This window comes from Mesorhizobium sp. M1006 (assembly GCF_040318825.1).
Classification (GTDB): domain Bacteria; phylum Pseudomonadota; class Alphaproteobacteria; order Rhizobiales; family Rhizobiaceae; genus Mesorhizobium.
Genome location: NZ_JAMYMZ010000171.1, coordinates 1 through 512, shown reverse-complemented (window position 1 = coordinate 512; position 512 = coordinate 1). Strand labels below are relative to the sequence as shown.

The 512-nt window shown below is 62.7% G+C and carries 1 protein-coding gene; it reads right to left on the bottom strand.

Annotated features, from left to right (window positions below; all coding sequences use genetic code 11):
• Positions 1-512, bottom strand: a 512-nt coding sequence (locus NKH60_RS35090) for a transketolase family protein (RefSeq protein ID WP_352875150.1), incomplete at both ends; no start/stop codon positions are given.

Below are 512 nucleotides of genomic sequence, written 5' to 3'. Positions count from 1 at the left end.
CCACCAATGATGGTGTGGTTCTCCGCCGCCACCACCAGCCGTCCCGAACGGCGCGCGGCAGCGAGTATCGCCTCCGTATCCAGAGGTTTGATCGTCGGAACGTGCAGAACGGCGCAGCCGATCCTGTCGGCTTCAAGCGCCTTCGCGGCCTCCAGCGCGCGCATGGTCATCAGGCCGCTGGAAATGAACAATACGTCCGCGCCCTCGCGCAGCATTCGCGCCTTGCCGATTTCAAATGTATAGTCGTCTTCGTCGAGCACGACAGGAACCTTACCGCGCGAAAGCCGCATGTAGACCGGCCCGTTGTAGTCCGCGATCGCCTCCGTGGCCTGTTCGATGTCGAGCGCGTCGCAAGGGTCGATGATCGTCAGGTTCGGCATCCCGCGGAAGATCGCGATGTCCTCCGTCGCCTGGTGGCTGGGGCCGTAGCCGGTCGTCAGCCCCGGTAAGGCGCAGACGATCTTCACATTGAGTTTCTCCTCGGCGATCGCCATGCAGATGAAATCGTAGGC